Source organism: Oryzisolibacter sp. LB2S (genome assembly GCF_040732315.1).
Lineage (GTDB): Bacteria > Pseudomonadota > Gammaproteobacteria > Burkholderiales > Burkholderiaceae_C > Alicycliphilus > Alicycliphilus soli.
Genome location: NZ_CP160388.1, coordinates 1,412,255 through 1,427,315 on the forward strand (window position 1 = coordinate 1,412,255; position 15,061 = coordinate 1,427,315).

Sequence of the window (15,061 nt, forward strand, 5' to 3'; positions counted from 1 at the left end):
AGTTCCCCGGCGGGTAGGGCCCAAAGAACATGCGTGGCAGCCGCGGGCCGCACGGGTGTGGGATGCGTGGATCCGGTAAAGCGGTGGATTTTAGCGCGCCGCCTGCGCGGGTGCCGGCTAGATGACGGGCTAGACGGACGGGAGTTCGAGCGTCAGGTCGCTTGCCGGTCGGGCCACACAGGGCAGAACCCAGCCTTCGGCCTTTTCCTCTGGCGTCAGGCCCGGCCAGTCGATCTCGTAGCGCACCTGGCCCTCGGTGAGCAGGCACATGCAGGTGCGGCAGGTGCCGTTGCGGCAGGAGCTGGGCCAGTCTATGCCGCCTTGCTCGAGGGACATCAGCAGAGGCTGGTCAGGCCAGGCGTCGCATTGCGTGCCGTCATGGCCCACGCGGGCGGTGAAGAAGGGGGCTGCGGGGGAGTTGCTCATACGGACCATCGATGGCTTTGTGCCAAATCATGCTCCAGGGCTTGCTGTACAAGCGCTGGAAGCTATCAAAAGAATAGTTTCTGCGGGACTGCGGCAAGGTTTGCTTGCTGCCTGTTTTTTCATCAATCCAGGTGCAACCCTTGCGAATCAAGGGCTTGCATGCGCCATACAGCGGTTGTCAAAACTTATCCACATGTTTGTCCAATTGGGCGTGGGATAAGCGTGTGGTCGCTGCCCAAAAATGAGGCATTGCAATGAATGTGCTTATGAATCAATGACTTAAATGTGTCATACATTGTTTGTCCGTGGTTATCCACATGATTGTCCAGTGCAATCAGGGATAACCCTTGGTCAATCGAACAGGGCGTCGAAGCCTGCCTCGGGCAGAAAGCGGCGCTCGTGCTGATACAGGCGCGTGGGGCCGGGCAGGGCGCGCTCGCGCACCGAATGCAGCGGGTCGCCGGGGTAGCAGATGACGCGCCGGCCCTGATCCTCGAAGGTCTCGGGCAGGATGGTGGGTGGTCGCTGGCGCCTTGCCTGCTCGAGCACGCCGTCCACGCTCGTGTGGCGCGCGAGCTGGGCCAGGCTCATGATCTGTGGCGGCGCCAGGTCGATCAAGCCGTCACGGTATTGCTCGAGCGCGCCGCGCGGGGTGATCCAGACGCTGGCGGTGGTCTCCTCGTCGTCGTGGAGCGCGGCCTGGCCCTCGGGCGCGCGGGCGACGAAGAAGCGCGTGTCAAAGCGCCGCGTGGCCATGGCAGGGGCCAGCGGCGTGATCCAGCGCGACCACGCGCACAGTTGGCGCGTGGCCAGGCGCAGCCGCAGCGCCGCCAGTACCTGTGCCAGCCCCTGGCCGTCGCGCAGCATGGCGCGGGCGCGCGCGGCATCGAGCCGCGCCTGGGGTTCGAGCGGCTCGGCCAGCAGCAGGCCACATTCCTCCAGCGCCTCGCGCAGGGCCGCCACATGCAGGCCGGCGGCGGTGGCGGCGTCCAGGTTGTGCTCGGCCAGGTTGCCGTGCAACTGCTCGGCCGGTTGGTCGAGCAGTGCGGCATTGTCGCGATCCGCGGCGTCGAGCTTGCCGCCCGGGAATACATGGACGCCGCCCATGTTGGCCATTTGCGCGTGGCGGCGCAGCAGCAGGGTCTCGAGCCCCCGCGGCGTGTCGCGCAGCAGCACCACGGTGGCGGCGTCGCGCGGGGTCTCGGGTGTGGCGGACTGGGGCATGGCTTGCATGGTGGGGCTCCGGGTGCAGCGTGGTTCAGGCGTCGCGTGCGGCGTCGCTGTCGGTGCGGCTCAGGGTGGGCGGCACGTCCTTGCCCATGCGGCGCGCGCGGAACAAGGCCGCGCGCATCAGAAAGACGTTGGTCACGGGCACGGTGATGGCCACGAACAGGGCAATGAGCAGCGCATGCACACCGAGACCGTCGCCCTTCATCGAGAAATACAGCACCGAGGCATGCATGATGCACCAGCAGGCCATGGTGGCGATGATGGCCGGGGCATGCACGCGTTCGAAGTAGGTCTTGAGCCGCAGCAGCCCGAGCGAGCCCACCAGGGCGATGCCGGCACCGGCGAGCACGAGCACCGAGAGGGTGATGTCAAGCCACAGGGGCAGGTTCTGGGCGTTCATTCGATCACCTCGCCGCGCAGCAGGAACTTGGCCATGGCCGTGGTGCTCGCAAAGCCCAGCAGGGCGATGAGCATGGCGGCCTCGAAGTAGTGATCGCTGTCGTAGTAGATGCCCAGCACCAGCATGAGCAGCATACCGTTGAGGTAGAAGCAGTCGAGCGCCAGCACGCGGTCCTGCGCCGCGGGCCCCTTGAGCAGGCGTGCCAGGCACAGCGCCATCGCGGCAACGAGCAGGAACAGCGCGCCGGGCAGGGCCCAGCCGAGCATGGAGGGGGTCATTCGAAGATCTCCATCAAGGGGCGTTCATAGCGTGTCTGCACATGCCGCACGATGGCCTGGGCGTCATGCACCTCGAGCACATGCAGCATCAGCATGGAGCGGTCGCGCGAGAGCTCGGCCCAGACCGTGCCGGGCGTGATGCAGACGATCATGGCGAGCACGGCGAGGCCATTGGGGTCGCGCAGCTCGAGCGGAATCTTCACGAAGTCGGGGGCGTGGCGCCTCGTGCCCGGCAGCACCAGCAGGCGCAGCACGGCGATGTTGGACAGCGTGGTGTCCACCATCACCGTCAGGCACAGCCGCAGCACCGTGCCCAAGTGGCGCACGCGCACCTTCTGCGGGCGCAGTTCGCTGAACATCACGGGCAGGCCCAGGGCCAGCGCCAGGGCCAGCAGCAGGTGGCCGCGGCTCATCGACTGGTTGAGCAGCAGCCAGACCACGAACAGTCCGAGCGAGACCAGGGGGGCGGGGAATATCTTCTTCATCATGGTGCGGCCTCGACGGGGGCTGCGGGCGCGGGCCGCGGGGCGGTCTCGAGCACCGCCCTGACATAGTTGGCCGGGGCGTGCAGGGCCTGGGCCGTGGCCGTGGTGAAGCGCATCACGCCCTCGGCCTGCACGGTCAGCGTCACGCAGGCGCCCAGCAGCAGGGCGATGGGCAGGCCTTCGAGCACGCGCAGCTGCGGTGCGGGCCGCTCCGGTGCGGCCCAGAAATGGCGGATGCCCGAGCGCGTGAGCGCGAGCAGCGCCATCAGGCCCGTGCCTATCATGAGGGCCAGCAGCGCCCAGCCGGCGATGCCCGGCTGCTGGCCCGCGGACGAGCCCAGGCCCAGCGGGTTGAGCAGGGCGGTGAGCATGGCGAACTTGCCCACAAAGCCCGACAGCGGCGGCAGGCCCGCGATCACCAGCGTGCCCAGCATATAGGCCAGACCCATGAAGGCCGTGGCCGCGGGGATGACGCGGCCGACGAGCACCTCTTCGTCGTCGTCGAGGTTGACGCCCGGCGTGGGCACGAGCTCCGGCGAGAGAAATGGCGCATCCTCGTCGCTCTCATAGGGCGCGAGCGTGGAGCCGCCGTTGCGCCAGCGTTCGGTCAGGTCGGCCAGCAGGAACAGCGCGCTCACGGCCAGCGTCGAGCTGGGCAGGTAGTACAGCAGCCCAGCGGTGAGCAGGTTCTGCCCGAAGCCGGCCGCGGCCAGCAGCGTGCCCGAGGACAGCACGGCCGCATGGCTTGCCAGATGCGTCATGCGCTGCGAGCCCAGCATGCCGATGGCGCCAAAGCCCATGGTGACCATGCCGCCGACGATCAGCCACAGGCTGCCGAACTGCTCCGACGGTCCGGCCTCGGCGCCGAACATCAGCGACCACAGACGCAGCAGCGCATACAGGCCGACCTTGGTCATGAGCGCGAACAGTGCGCCCACGGGCGCCGTGGCGGCGCTGTAGGCGGGCACCAGCCAGAAGTTCAGCGGCCAGCAGGCTGCCTTGATCAGAAAGGCCGTGGCCAGGATGGCTGCGGCCGTGTGCAGCAGGCCGCGGTCGGCCTCCGAGACCTGGGGCACGGCCTGCGCCAGGTCGGCCATGTTCAGCGTGCCCGTGAGGCCGTAGAGCATGGCCGCGCCCACGAGGAACAGCGACGACGCGGCCAGATTGATGGCGATGTAGTGCAGGCCCGACTGCACGCGCGCACGCCCCGATCCATGCAGCAGCAGGCCATAGGAGGCCGCGAGCATGATCTCGAAGAACACGAACAGGTTGAACAGGTCGCCCGTGAGGAAGGCGCCCGACAGACCCATGAGCTGGAACTGGAACAGCGCCTGGTAGAGCACGCCGGCGCGCTGCCAGCGTGCCCCTGCAAACAGCACCGAGCACAGGCCGACCAAGCTGGTGAGCACCAGCATGAGGGCGCTGAGCCGGTCGAGCACCAGCACGATGCCAAACGGCGCGGGCCAGTTGCCCGGCAGATACACGCCCATGCCCGCGGCCGTGCCTGCGCGGTGCGCCCATTGCAGCAGCGCAATGGCCACGAGCAGCCCGATGAAGGTCGACACCAGGCTGATGGTGAACTTCAGGCGCTGGCGCTCCTCGCGCATCAGGAGCACCAGCGCCGCGGTGAGCATGGGCAGGACGATGGGCACCAGCATCAGATGCGGCATGAGCGCCGCGGTGAATTCGGGCAGGCGGCTCATGGCATCTCCTGCGACTCACGCGCGTGCGTGCCGTCCACATGGTCGGTGCCCGATATGCCGCGCGAGGCCAGCAGTACCACGAGGAACAGCGCGGTCATGGCAAAGCCGATGACGATGGCCGTGAGCACCAGCGCCTGGGGCATGGGATCGGCGTAATGCTGCAGATCCTGCGGCACGCCCGGGATGAGCACGGGCTCCTTGGCCACGGCCAGGCCCAGCCGCCCCATGCTGAAGATGAACAGGTTCACGGCGTAGGACAGCAGCGACAGCCCCATGATCACCTGGAAGGTGCGCGGGCGCAGCAGCAGCCAGACGCCCGAGCCCGTGAGCACGCCGATGGAGATGGCCAGTACGATTTCCATTCAGCGCGCCTCCTGTGCGTCGTCGTCATAGCTGACCACGGCGGCCATGGCCAGTTCCTGCTCTTCCTGCAGGCGTGCGTGGTAGCGGTGGCTGCGCACCGACTGGTGCGCGATGGCAGTGAGAATCATGAGTGTCGAGCCCACGACCAGCGCGAACACGCCGGAGTCGAAGAACATGGCGCTGGCCACATGCACCTGGCCCACCAGGGGCAGGTCGATGTGCATCATGTGGCTCGTGAGAAAGGGGTAGCCCCAGGCCAGCGCGCCCAGGCCCGTGCCCAGCGCCAGCAGCAGTCCCGTGGCGATCCAGCGGCGCGGAAACACCGGCAGATGCGCCTCCACCCATTCGGTGCCGGAGATCATGTACTGCAGCACCAGCCCCACGGAGAACACCAGCCCCGCGACGAAGCCGCCACCGGGCTGGTCATGGCCGCGCAGGAACAGGTAGCAGGCCACCAGGGCCGTGGCGGGCAGCAGCAGGCGCACCAGCACGGCGGGCACCATCAGATAGCCCACGGCCGTGTCCTGGGCGTGGCGCGGGTTCAGCAGGTCGGTCTGCAGATCGGCCGGCAGCGCGCGCTGCTGCTCGGGCAGGTCCATGGCCTCGCCGGCCGGGCGAAAGCGCCGCAGCAGCGCATACACGGTGAGTGCGACGATGCCCAGCACGACGATCTCGCCAAAGGTGTCGAAGCCGCGGAAGTCCACGAGCATGACGTTGACCACGTTGGTGCCGCCGCCCTCGGTGAGCGCGCGCTCGAGGAAGAAGGTGGAGGTGCTCTCGGCAAACGGCCGGCTCATCATGGCAAAGGCCAGCCAGGCCATGCCGCCGCCCGCGGCGATGGACAGCACCATGTCGCGCAGGCGCCGCGCGCGCGCCAGGGTGGCGCTGGCGGGGGCCGGTGGCAGGTTTTCGTCGCGCTTGGGCAGCCAGCGCAGGCCCAGCAGGATGAGGATGGTGGTCACCACCTCCACGGTGAGCTGCGTGAGCGCCAGGTCGGGCGCCGAGAACCACAGAAAGGTGATGCTCGTGCACAGGCCCGCGCCACCCATGAGCGCCAGGGCCGCCAGCCGGTGGTATTTGGCCTGCCAGGCCGCGGCGACGGCGCAGGTATTGCCCAGCAGCCAGACCAGCACGAAGGTCGGCGACAGCGCCAGCGTGCCGCGCCCGCCCAGGCGCATGCCGCCCATGAGCAGCGGCAGCGTGCCCGCCGCCAGCGTGAACAGCAGCAGCCACAGCATCTGCCACTGCAGGCGGTGCGTGGACAGCAGCCGCCGGCCGCCACGTGCCGCGCGTGTCAGCAGCGTCAGCAGCACTTCGAAGATGCGCCGTCCGCTGATGTGGCGCATGAGCGGTGGATCCTCGATGCGCCCGAGCCTGCGCTGGGTACGCAGCGCCTGGTAGAGCGCAGCGCCACCAATCAGCGCCACGAAGCTCATCACCAGCGGCGTGTTCAGGCCATGCCAGACCGCCAGGCTGAAGGCCGGCAGCGTCCCGCCCACGACCGGCAGCGCCGCGGCATCGAGAAAGCGCCCGATGGACCAGGCCGGCACCACGCCCACGACCAGGCAGGCGCAGACCAGCAGCTCGACGGGCACGCGCATCCAGTGCGGCGGCTCGTGGGGGGTGAGCGGCAGATCGGTCGCCGGCGGACCCCAGAACACGTCGACGATGAAGCGCAGCGAGTACGCCACGCTGAACACGCCGGCCACGGTGGCGGCCACGGGCAGCACGGTGGCCACCATGGGTGTGGTATCCAGGAACACGGTCTCGGCGAAGAACATTTCCTTGGACAGGAATCCGTTGAGCAGCGGCACGCCGGCCATGGCCGCGCTGGCCACCGTGGCCAGCGTGGCGGTGATGGGCATCATGTGACGCAAGCCCGACAGGCGCGTGATGTCGCGCGTGCCGCTTTCGTGGTCGATGATGCCCGCGGCCATGAACAGCGAGGCCTTGAAGGTCGCGTGGTTCATGATGTGAAAGACTGCGGCCACGGCCGCCAGCGGGCTGTTCAGGCCCAAGAGCAGCGTGATCAGGCCCAGGTGCGAGATCGTGGAGTAGGCCAGCAGACCCTTGAGGTCGTTCTGGAACATGGCCGCATAGCCGCCCACCAGCAGCGTCGCCAGACCCGTGCCGCCGACGAGCCAGAACCAGGGCTCGGTGTCGCCCAGCACGGGCCACAGGCGCGCCAGCAGAAACACGCCCGCCTTGACCATGGTGGCCGAATGCAGATAGCTCGACACCGGCGTGGGCGCGGCCATGGCATTGGGCAGCCAGAACTGGAACGGAAACTGCGCGCTCTTGGTGAACGCCCCCAGCAGCACGAGTACCAGCGCCCAGAGATAGAGCGGGTGCGCGCGCACGAGCTCGGCCGCGGCCAGCACATGATCGAGGTCATAGCTGCCCACGATATGGCCCAGGATGAGCACGCCGGCGAGCAGCGCCAGGCCGCCCGTGCCCGTCACGGTGAGCGCCATGCGTGCGCCGCGGCGCGCGTCCTCGCGGTGGTGCCAGTAGCCGATGAGCAGGAAGGAGAACAGGCTCGTGAGCTCCCAGAAGAACACCAGCTGGATGAGGTTGCCCGACAGCACCACGCCGGCCATGGCGCCCATGAAAGCCATGAAGAACGAGAAGAAGCGCGGCACGGGGTCCTGCGGAGACATGTAGTAGCGCGCATACAGCACCACCAGCGCCCCGATGCCGAAGACCAGCATGCAGAACATCCAGGCAAAGCCATCCATGCGGATGACCAGGTTCAGGCCCAGCGAGGGCAGCCAGGCAATCTCCTGGCGCAGCACGTCGCCGTCGGCAATCTCGGGAAAGAGCAGCGCAGCCTGCACGCAGCAGACGAGTGCGACCACGCCGGCCAGCGTGGACTCGGTGTTGCGCGCGTTGGCGGGCAGCAGGGCGGCCAGCAGGCTGGCCGCAAAGGGCAGGAGTATGAGATAGACAAGGGGCATCTGCGCCCGATTCTAGGGCGTAGCGCCGCAGGGCCTGCTAGCAAAACCAGAGTGAATGCCGGGGCAGGCTGGCCCTGTGCCCCGCAATCACTGTGTCCTGGGCCCTGGTGCGGGTGCCGGTGCTGGCATGGCGGGCCCGTAGGCCGCACCGTCGAGGGTCAGACCGTTGTCCGACAGCCGGGCCGCCGCGGTCGGGCCTATGCCCTTGACGCGGCGCATCAGGTCCGGCCAGTCCTGAAAGCGGCCCTTGGCGCGCTCGGCCAGGATGCGTGCCGACAGCGCCGGTCCAATGCCCTTGATGCCATCGAGATCGGCTTCGCGTGCGGTGTTGACGTCCACCGTTGCCAGCGTGGCCAGCGCCGCGGCGCCATGCAGCAGTGCCGCCAGGCCCGCCATGCCCATGGCAACGGCGCGCCAGGCTCTGGTGGGGTGCATGCGCATGGCCATGTTCCGCTACAGCTCTTCCACGCGGCGCGCGGGGTAGCTGTCCCAGCTCTGGCAGCCGGGGCATTGCCAGAAATGCTGGCGTGCCTCGAAGCCGCAGGCCGCGCAGCGATAGCGCGTGAGTGGCTTGCTCGCCTGCTCCAGTGCGCGCTGGATCTGCGGGTGGTACTGCTCATGCTCGAGTCGCTCGCCCGCGAGCCACTTGGTGGCGGCCACGAGCGAGGCCTCCTTCTCGAGGTGGCGCACATACCACTGGCGAGCGGCCTCGGGGGATGCGCCGCCCGCACCCTCGAGTGCCACCACGGCGTCGAGCAGGTCGAGCGAGGGCATGTCCGCGTAATGCTGGCGCAGCAGCGCGCCCACCTGCTGCGTGCGTCCACCAGCCACGGCCGCCTCCACCAGCAGCGGTGCGGCCAGGGCCAGGGCCGCGGGAGTGGTGTCGGCGACGGCCTGCAGCGTGGCGAGGGCCGCATCGGCCTGACCCTGGCGCTGCTGCAGATGGGCCAGCTCGATGCGCGCGCGCGCCGCCTGCGGCGCGGCGGTGATGGCCTGCTCGAGAAGCGACCGGGCTGCGGGCAGCTCGCCGCGCGTAGCCAGCGTCAGGGCCTGTTCGCACAGGTAATGGGCCTGGCGCGTGCTGAAGTCGCCCTGGCCCGAGGCCTGCATGCGCTGCGCGATGTCGGAGGCCTGGCCCCAGTCGCGCGAGCGCTCGTAGATGGCCAGCAGCGCCATGCGTGCCTGGGCCTCGTAGGGCGTGCCCTCGAGGCGGCGCAGCGCGTCCTCGGCGCGGTCGAGCAGGCCGGCCTTGAGGAAGTCCTGCGCCAGCGCATGCTGGGCGCGCTCGCGGTCGGAGCGCGAGAGATCGCCGCGCGAGAGCAGATGCTCGTGCACGCGCACCGCGCGGTTGTATTCGCCGCGGCGCCTGAACAGGTTGCCCAGGGCGAAGTGCAGCTCGGTGGTGTCGGGGTCGTTCTGCACGGCCTCGATGAAGACGTCGATGGCCTGGTCCTGCTGCTCGTTGAGCAGGTAGTTCAGGCCCTTGAAGTAGGCCTTGGGTGCGCGCCGGTTGTCCTCGCGCAGCTGGCGCAGGTCCAGGCGCGAGGCCAGCCAGCCCAGGCCGAAGGCCAGCGGCAGGCCCAGCAGCAGCCAGGTGAGATCAAATTCCATCGATGGGCAGAGGTGGTGTGGCGGGCGCGGGCGTTGCCGGTGCAGCCGCGGGATCGGGGGACGTGGGGGCGCTTGACACCTGCGCCCGGCGCGCGGCGCTGCGGTGGCGCCACCAGCGCGGCACCATGCCGAGCACGCCGACGACCACGCCCAGCGCAAACGCCGTGAGCACGATGAGCACCGCGGGCGCCGTCCAGCGCGTGCCGAAGAAGAAGTGCACCGTGGCGTCCTGCTGATTGTTCAGCGCGAAGGCAAACAGGGTGAAAAAAATGGCTGCCTTGAGCAGCCACAGGAGGTATTTCATGCGTCTCCCCGGTGATGGGCGAGATTCTACGGCAGCGTCCTGGCGCCGCAGGACTGTCATGCGCCACCGGCATTCACGGGAAAATCGGGCTTTGCGCCCGTCCCGCGGGCGCGGGCAGCTATGGTTTTTGCGTGCTGAAGACGGCGCTCATGCCTCTTGCGGGCGCTGCTGGTCCACGGCTTCGCGCAGGGCCTTGCCGGGCTTGAAGTGCGGGACACGCTTTTCGGGGATGTGCACGGCCTCGCCGCTGCGCGGGTTGCGGCCCAGGCGCGGGGGGCGATGGCTGACCGAGAAACTGCCGAAGCCCCGGATTTCGATGCGGTGTCCACGCACCAGGGCATCGCTCACGGCATCCAGAATGGTCTTGACGGCATGTTCGGCATCGCGCTGGGTCAGCTGCTCGAAGCGTGCGGCCAGGTCTTCGACGAGATCGGATCGGGTCATGGTGTCGGTGCAGGGGTCAAACAACAGCGGGCGCTGGAGGGCGCCCGCCATGATGGCCACCGGCACGGGTGCCGGCGGCTGCTTCGCCAGGGTTTACTTGTCGGCGCCGTCCAGCTTGGCGCGCAGCAGTGCGCCCAGGCTGGTGGTGCCGGCGTTTTCCTTGGCCGACTGGGCCGACAGCTGGGCCATGGCTTCCTGCTGGTCGGCAGCATCCTTGGCCTTGATGGACAGCTGGATGTTGCGCGTCTTGCGGTCCACGTTCACGACCACGGCCGTCACTTCGTCGCCTTCCTTGAGCACGTTGCGGGCATCTTCCACGCGGTCGCGGGAGATTTCCGAGGCGCGCAGGTAGCCCACGATGTCGTTGCCCAGGTCGATCTCGGCGCCACGGGCGTCCACGGTCTTGACCTTGCCGGTCACCGACTGGCCCTTGTCGTTCACCGTCACGAAGGTGGTGAAGGGGTCCTGGTCAAGCTGCTTGATGCCCAGGCTGATGCGCTCGCGGTCCACGTCCACGGCCAGCACGATGGCCTCGACTTCCTGGCCCTTCTTGTAGTTGCGCACGGCGGCTTCGCCGGGCTCGTTCCAGGACAGGTCGGACAGGTGCACCAGGCCGTCGATGCCGGCAGCCAGGCCCACGAACACGCCGAAGTCGGTGATGGACTTGATCGGGCCCTTGACTCGGTCGCCACGCTTGGTGTTCTGGGCGAACTCCTGCCAGGGGTTGGCGCGGCACTGCTTCATGCCCAGGGAGATGCGGCGCTTGTCCTCGTCGATCTCCAGGACCATGACCTCGACCTCGTCGCCCAGGGACACGAGCTTGTTCGGGGCCACGTTCTTGTTGGTCCAGTCCATCTCGGAGACGTGCACCAGGCCTTCGATGCCGGGCTCGAGCTCGACGAAGGCACCGTAGTCGGCAATGTTGGTCACCTTGCCGAACAGGCGCGTGCCCGAGGGGTAGCGGCGCGAAACGCCCATCCAGGGGTCGTCGCCCATCTGCTTGAGGCCCAGGGAGACACGGTTCTTCTCGGTGTCGAACTTGAGGATCTTGGCCGTGATTTCCTGACCGGCCTGCACCACCTCGGAGGGGTGGCGCACGCGGCGCCAGGCCATGTCGGTGATGTGCAGCAGGCCGTCGATGCCGCCCAGGTCCACGAACGCACCGTATTCGGTGATGTTCTTGACCACGCCATTGACGATCGCGCCTTCCTTGAGCGTTTCCATCAGCTTGGCGCGCTCTTCGCCCATGGAGGCCTCGACCACGGCGCGGCGCGAGAGCACCACGTTGTTGCGCTTGCGGTCGAGCTTGATGACCTTGAATTCCAGGGTCTTGTTCTCGTACGGCGTCAGGTCCTTGACCGGGCGCGTGTCGACCAGCGAGCCGGGCAGGAAGGCGCGGATGCCGTTGACCAGCACGGTCAGGCCACCCTTGACCTTGCCGCTGGTCGTGCCGGTGACGAACTCACCGGATTCCAGAGCCTTCTCCAGCGCCAGCCAGGAGGCCAGGCGCTTGGCGGTGTCGCGGCTCAGGATGGTGTCGCCGTAGCCGTTCTCGATGGAGCCGATGGCCACGGACACGAAGTCGCCCACCTGGACTTCGATCTCGCCCTGGTCGTTCTTGAATTCGTCGATCGGCACATAGGCCTCGGACTTCAGGCCAGCGTTCACGACGACGAAGTTGTGCTCGACGGCGACGACTTCGGCGGTGATGACCTCGCCGGGGCGCATTTCGGTGCGTTGCAGCGATTCTTCAAACAGGGCGGCAAAAGATTCAGACATGTAGTTCCTTGCCCGCAGACGGGTTTCCGGCGGCACCATTGCCACCGTTTCTAAGACTGCCTGCGGAGGGGTTGCGGTGTGAAACCGCGGTCAGGGTTGCAAAACCGCCAGGGCCGATGCGCTGTCAGGGCGCGGAGGGAGCCTTGGCGGGCCAGGAAACCGCCTCAGAAGGGGCGGCGTGCCTGCCACCAGTCGAGCACCTGCGCCACGGCCTGTTGAACCGTGAGCGCCGAGCTCTCGAGCAGCAGGGCGTCCTGCGCGGGTTTGAGCGGTGCGACGGTGCGGGACTGATCCCGCGCGTCGCGCGCCTCAAGGTCCGCGCGAAGGTCGGAGATATTAGCCGAAATTCCCTTGGAAATCAATTGCTTGTAACGCCGCTCGGCGCGGCATTCGGCCGTGGCGGTGAGAAACACCTTGAGCGGCGCGTCCGGGAAGATCACCGTGCCCATGTCGCGCCCGTCGGCCACCAGGCCCGGCAGCCGGCGAAAGCCGTGCTGCAGCGCGATCAGTGCGCGGCGCACGGCGGGCAGGGCGGACACGCGCGAGGCGTTCATGCCGGCCTCCTCGGTGCGGATGGCGTCGCTCACGTCGTCCGCCCCGAGCCAGATGCGCGCGCCCTCGAAGCGCACCGGCAAGGTACGCGCCAGCGCCGCGATATGCGCCTCGGATGCAGGCTCGATGGGGATGCCCGCCCGCCCGGCTGCGAGTGCCGTGACGCGGTAGAGCGCCCCCGAGTCGAGGAACTGGTAGCCGAGCTGCTCGGCCACGATGGCCGCCACCGTGCCCTTGCCCGAGGCCGTGGGGCCGTCGATGCAGATCACGGGCACCTGGGCCGCGTCGGCACGCGCGACGGCAAACAGCGCCTCGAAATAGTCGGGGAAGGTCTTGGCCACGCATTGGGGGTCTTCGATGCGCACCGGCAGGCCCGCGGGGTTGAAGGCCGCGAGCGAGAAGCACATGGCCACGCGGTGGTCGTCGTAGGTGTGGATGCTGGCCGCGCGCCAGTCGCCGCGGCTGGCGGGTCGGGTGATGCGCAGGCTGTCCGCGCCTTCGTCCACGCTCGCGCCGAGTTTGCGCAGCTCGCAGGCCATGGCGGCCAGGCGGTCGGTTTCCTTGACGCGCCAGCTCGCGATGTTGCGCAGAACGGTAGTGCCCTCGGCGTAGAGCGCCATCACGGCCAGCGTCATGGCCGCGTCGGGGATGTGGTTGCAGTCGAGGTCTATGGCCTGCAGGGGCCAGGCGCCGCGCCGGATGTGCAGCCAGTTGGGGCCGCCCTCGATCTGCGCGCCCATGGCGCGAGCGGCCTCGACGAAGCGGATGTCGCCCTGAATGGAATCGAGGCCCACGCCCAGGATTTTGATGCCGTTTTGGCCCTCGGCGCCCGCCGCTATTGCGCCAAGCGCTATGAAATAACTGGCCGATGAGGCGTCTGCCTCGACATGGATGCTGCCCGGCGACTGGTAGCGGCTGCCGGCGGGGATGGTGAAGCGCTGCCAGTCCTCGTGGTGCACAGCAATGCCAAAGCGCGCCAGCAGCTCCAAGGTGATGTGGATGTAGGGTTTGGAGATCAGCTCGCCCACGACCTCGATGACGATGTCCTGCTCCTGCGTGACGAGCGGCAGCGCCATGAGCAGGGCCGTGAGGAACTGGCTCGAGACATCGCCGCGCACGCGAATCGGCGCCGCGAGCTCCAGCACCGGCAGGCCGGCCGCATGGGCGATGCGCAGCGGCGGGTAGCCGTCGTTGCCCAGATAGTCGATCTGGCAGCCGAGCTGGCGCAGCGCGTCGACCAGGTCGCCTATGGGGCGCTCGTGCATGCGCGGCACGCCCGAGAGCTCGAACTCGCCGCCGAGCAGCGCGAGCGCCGCCGTGAGCGGCCGCATGGCCGTTCCGGCGTTGCCCAGGAACAGCTGTACATGCGAATGGGGCGCGCGCCCGCCCAGGCCTGTGATGCGCACCGGGCCGGTGGAGGCGGGCTCCTCGACGCCGCAGCCGAGCTGGCGCAGCGCGTCGAGCATGACGCGCGTGTCGTCGCTGGCCAGCAGGTCGTGCACCTCGGTCGTGCCCTCGCTCAGGGCGGCGAGCAGCAGCACGCGGTTGGAGATGCTCTTGGATCCGGGCAGCTGCACGCTGCCGGCGGCGCCCGCAAGCGGGGGCAGGTCGAGAAAGGCGGTGGCAAACATCAGGCGTCCTGTCAGGCGTCCTTGTGGCCGCGCTGCGCGCCCATGCGCCAATGCGCGCGGGTGTGGCTGGCCAGGGTGATGAGGTCTTCGAGCGGCTGCTCGCTGCTCGCAAGCATGGCCTCCTCGAACTGGTGCAGCGCCTGCTTGAAGTGCTGCGACTGCGTGAGCACCTCGTCGCGGTTGGCGCGCAGGATGTCGCGCCACATCTTGGGGTCGCTGGCGGCGATGCGCGTGAAGTCGCGAAAGCCCGGGCCGGCCAGTGCCAGCAGCTCGTCGGCCTGGGGCTGTGCCAGGATGCCGGACACCATGGCGAAGGCCAGCAGGTGCGGCAGGTGGCTGACGGCAGCGAACGAGGCGTCGTGCGACTCGGGCGACATGTGGCTCACGCGCGCGCCAAGTGCGGTCCACAGCTCCTCGGCGCGGCGCAGCTGGGCCGTGAGCGTGCGCTCGGTGGGCGTGAGGATGACCTGGCGGCCGCGGTAGAGCTCGGCGTCGGCATGCTCGACGCCCGAGACCTCGCGCCCCGTGATCGGGTGCGCGGGCACGAAGCTGCCCAGCTGCCCCTGCAGCGCGCTGCGCGCGGCCTGGACCACGTCGACCTTGGTCGAGCCCACGTCCATGATGAGCATCTGGGGCGTGACCAGATGCTTGATGGCCTTGAGCGTGGCCTCCGTCGCCGCCACGGGCACGGCCAGCAGCACCAGGTCGGCGCCGGCCGCGGCCAGCAGGGCCGAGGGCGCCTCGACGTCGATCACGCCGAGCTGGCGCGCGCGCTCCGTCGTCGAGGGCGACTTGCTGTAGCCCACCACGCGCTGCACCAGGCCGGCCTGCTTGAGCGCCAGCGCGAACGATCCGCCCATGAGGCCGCAGCCGATCAGACCGAGCTGTTCAAACATGG

15 protein-coding genes are annotated in these 15,061 nt (G+C 68.5%); all 15 read right to left on the reverse strand.

The window, feature by feature from the left end; translation table 11 throughout:
* Positions 1–129: 129 nt before the first annotated feature.
* The 15 genes from ABUE11_RS06660 to ABUE11_RS06730 all read right to left on the reverse strand — a co-directional run bounded on the left by ABUE11_RS06660 (position 130) and on the right by ABUE11_RS06730 (position 15,059).
* On the reverse strand, positions 130–426 hold the full coding sequence (locus ABUE11_RS06660) for a 2Fe-2S iron-sulfur cluster binding domain-containing protein (protein WP_367068278.1): 297 nt from the start codon (positions 424–426) through the stop codon (positions 130–132).
* A gap of 351 nt (positions 427–777) precedes the next feature.
* On the reverse strand, positions 778–1,659 hold the full coding sequence (locus ABUE11_RS06665; RefSeq protein WP_367068279.1) for an NUDIX hydrolase: 882 nt from the start codon (positions 1,657–1,659) through the stop codon (positions 778–780).
* A 25-nt stretch (positions 1,660–1,684) separates the two neighbouring features.
* A complete protein-coding gene (locus ABUE11_RS06670) occupies positions 1,685–2,056 on the reverse strand; it encodes a monovalent cation/H(+) antiporter subunit G (protein ID WP_367068280.1) in 372 nt (123 codons plus the stop codon).
* Entirely contained in the window at positions 2,053–2,334 is a 282-nt protein-coding gene (locus ABUE11_RS06675; protein ID WP_367068281.1) for a K+/H+ antiporter subunit F, read from the reverse strand. The genes ABUE11_RS06670 and ABUE11_RS06675 overlap by 4 nt, the downstream gene beginning before the upstream one ends.
* A complete protein-coding gene (locus ABUE11_RS06680) occupies positions 2,331–2,822 on the reverse strand; it encodes a Na+/H+ antiporter subunit E (RefSeq protein WP_367068282.1) in 492 nt (163 codons plus the stop codon). Before ABUE11_RS06680 ends, ABUE11_RS06675 begins: the two co-directional genes overlap by 4 nt.
* Entirely contained in the window at positions 2,819–4,522 is a 1,704-nt protein-coding gene (locus tag ABUE11_RS06685) for a monovalent cation/H+ antiporter subunit D (protein ID WP_367068283.1), read from the reverse strand. Before ABUE11_RS06685 ends, ABUE11_RS06680 begins: the two co-directional genes overlap by 4 nt.
* Positions 4,519–4,884, reverse strand: a complete 366-nt coding sequence (locus ABUE11_RS06690) for a Na+/H+ antiporter subunit C (RefSeq protein WP_367068284.1) — start codon at positions 4,882–4,884, stop codon at positions 4,519–4,521. The genes ABUE11_RS06685 and ABUE11_RS06690 overlap by 4 nt, the downstream gene beginning before the upstream one ends.
* On the reverse strand, positions 4,885–7,842 hold the full coding sequence (locus ABUE11_RS06695; protein ID WP_367068285.1) for a monovalent cation/H+ antiporter subunit A: 2,958 nt from the start codon (positions 7,840–7,842) through the stop codon (positions 4,885–4,887).
* 87 nt (positions 7,843–7,929) lie between these two features.
* A complete protein-coding gene (locus ABUE11_RS06700; protein WP_367068286.1) occupies positions 7,930–8,277 on the reverse strand; it encodes a helix-hairpin-helix domain-containing protein in 348 nt (115 codons plus the stop codon).
* 18 nt (positions 8,278–8,295) lie between these two features.
* Positions 8,296–9,453: a lipopolysaccharide assembly protein LapB gene (gene lapB / locus ABUE11_RS06705; RefSeq protein ID WP_367068287.1), complete on the reverse strand. Its 1,158-nt coding sequence runs from the start codon at positions 9,451–9,453 to the stop codon at positions 8,296–8,298.
* The gene (locus ABUE11_RS06710) at positions 9,443–9,757 is read right to left on the reverse strand and encodes a LapA family protein (protein ID WP_367068288.1); all 315 of its coding nucleotides are present in this window, start codon (positions 9,755–9,757) and stop codon (positions 9,443–9,445) included. Before ABUE11_RS06710 ends, lapB begins: the two co-directional genes overlap by 11 nt.
* Positions 9,758–9,904: 147 nt before the next feature.
* Positions 9,905–10,201 (reverse strand): integration host factor subunit beta, encoded by a 297-nt coding sequence (locus ABUE11_RS06715; protein WP_367068289.1) that lies wholly within the window; start codon positions 10,199–10,201, stop codon positions 9,905–9,907.
* A gap of 93 nt (positions 10,202–10,294) precedes the next feature.
* Positions 10,295–11,980 (reverse strand): 30S ribosomal protein S1, encoded by a 1,686-nt coding sequence (rpsA, locus tag ABUE11_RS06720; protein WP_367068290.1) that lies wholly within the window; start codon positions 11,978–11,980, stop codon positions 10,295–10,297.
* Positions 11,981–12,144: 164 nt separating this feature from the next.
* On the reverse strand, positions 12,145–14,163 hold the full coding sequence (locus tag ABUE11_RS06725) for a bifunctional 3-phosphoshikimate 1-carboxyvinyltransferase/cytidylate kinase (RefSeq protein WP_367068291.1): 2,019 nt from the start codon (positions 14,161–14,163) through the stop codon (positions 12,145–12,147).
* Between the two features lie 11 nt (positions 14,164–14,174).
* The gene (locus tag ABUE11_RS06730; protein ID WP_367068292.1) at positions 14,175–15,059 is read right to left on the reverse strand and encodes a prephenate dehydrogenase/arogenate dehydrogenase family protein; all 885 of its coding nucleotides are present in this window, start codon (positions 15,057–15,059) and stop codon (positions 14,175–14,177) included.
* Positions 15,060–15,061: the final 2 nt, after the last annotated feature.

What these genes read in the sequence shown, in the direction of transcription:
- ABUE11_RS06715 (WP_367068289.1), bottom strand. Translation starts at nt 10,201, where the DNA reads ATGACCCGATCCGATCTCGTCGAAGACCTGGCCGCACGCTTCGAGCAG.
- rpsA (WP_367068290.1), bottom strand. Translation starts at nt 11,980, where the DNA reads ATGTCTGAATCTTTTGCCGCCCTGTTTGAAGAATCGCTGCAACGCACC.
- ABUE11_RS06695 (WP_367068285.1), bottom strand. Translation starts at nt 7,842, where the DNA reads ATGCCCCTTGTCTATCTCATACTCCTGCCCTTTGCGGCCAGCCTGCTG.
- ABUE11_RS06685 (WP_367068283.1), bottom strand. Translation starts at nt 4,522, where the DNA reads ATGAGCCGCCTGCCCGAATTCACCGCGGCGCTCATGCCGCATCTGATG.
- ABUE11_RS06700 (WP_367068286.1), bottom strand. Translation starts at nt 8,277, where the DNA reads ATGCACCCCACCAGAGCCTGGCGCGCCGTTGCCATGGGCATGGCGGGC.
- ABUE11_RS06660 (WP_367068278.1), bottom strand. Translation starts at nt 426, where the DNA reads ATGAGCAACTCCCCCGCAGCCCCCTTCTTCACCGCCCGCGTGGGCCAT.
- lapB (WP_367068287.1), bottom strand. Translation starts at nt 9,453, where the DNA reads ATGGAATTTGATCTCACCTGGCTGCTGCTGGGCCTGCCGCTGGCCTTC.
- ABUE11_RS06665 (WP_367068279.1), bottom strand. Translation starts at nt 1,659, where the DNA reads ATGCAAGCCATGCCCCAGTCCGCCACACCCGAGACCCCGCGCGACGCC.
- ABUE11_RS06670 (WP_367068280.1), bottom strand. Translation starts at nt 2,056, where the DNA reads ATGAACGCCCAGAACCTGCCCCTGTGGCTTGACATCACCCTCTCGGTG.
- ABUE11_RS06675 (WP_367068281.1), bottom strand. Translation starts at nt 2,334, where the DNA reads ATGACCCCCTCCATGCTCGGCTGGGCCCTGCCCGGCGCGCTGTTCCTG.
- ABUE11_RS06690 (WP_367068284.1), bottom strand. Translation starts at nt 4,884, where the DNA reads ATGGAAATCGTACTGGCCATCTCCATCGGCGTGCTCACGGGCTCGGGC.
- ABUE11_RS06680 (WP_367068282.1), bottom strand. Translation starts at nt 2,822, where the DNA reads ATGATGAAGAAGATATTCCCCGCCCCCCTGGTCTCGCTCGGACTGTTC.
- ABUE11_RS06710 (WP_367068288.1), bottom strand. Translation starts at nt 9,757, where the DNA reads ATGAAATACCTCCTGTGGCTGCTCAAGGCAGCCATTTTTTTCACCCTG.
- ABUE11_RS06730 (WP_367068292.1), bottom strand. Translation starts at nt 15,059, where the DNA reads ATGTTTGAACAGCTCGGTCTGATCGGCTGCGGCCTCATGGGCGGATCG.
- ABUE11_RS06725 (WP_367068291.1), bottom strand. Translation starts at nt 14,163, where the DNA reads ATGTTTGCCACCGCCTTTCTCGACCTGCCCCCGCTTGCGGGCGCCGCC.